Raw genomic sequence first — 429 nt, 5'->3', positions numbered from 1 at the left:
GGGCAGGACAGTGCCCGCGCCCAATTGCGACTTGGCGAAGGCGAGCGTGAAATCGGGATCGATCCCCATCACCTCGCCCGTGCTCTTCATTTCCGGCGACAAGACCGGATCGACGCCGGGGAAGCGGTTGAACGGGAACACCGCTTCCTTGACTGCAAAATAGTCGATGTGGCGATCGACCTTGGGCAAGTCCGCCAGCTTCTCGCCCGCCATCACCCGCGCGGCGATCTTGGCGATCGGCGCACCGATCGCCTTGGCCACAAACGGCACCGTGCGCGAGGCGCGCGGATTGACCTCGATGAGATAGACGAGGCCGTCCTTCACCGCGAACTGGATGTTCATCAATCCGACGACCGACAGCGCCTTGGCCAGCGCGACTGTCTGGCGCTCGATCTCGGCGATGATCGCGCCGGACAGCGAATAAGGCGG

The 429-nt window shown here is 63.9% G+C and carries 1 protein-coding gene; it reads right to left on the bottom strand.

The features are described from left to right. On the bottom strand, positions 1-429 hold a 429-nt coding region (locus tag AACY08_RS30105), incomplete at both ends, for an ATP-binding protein (protein WP_339472734.1).

It is taken from the genome of Pseudomonas sp. EL_65y_Pfl1_R83 (assembly GCF_963970695.1).
In the GTDB taxonomy this organism is placed as follows: domain Bacteria; phylum Pseudomonadota; class Gammaproteobacteria; order Pseudomonadales; family Pseudomonadaceae; genus Aquipseudomonas; species Aquipseudomonas tritici.
The sequence above is the reverse complement of the archived record's forward strand: the minus strand, read 5'-3'. Positions and strand labels throughout refer to the sequence as shown.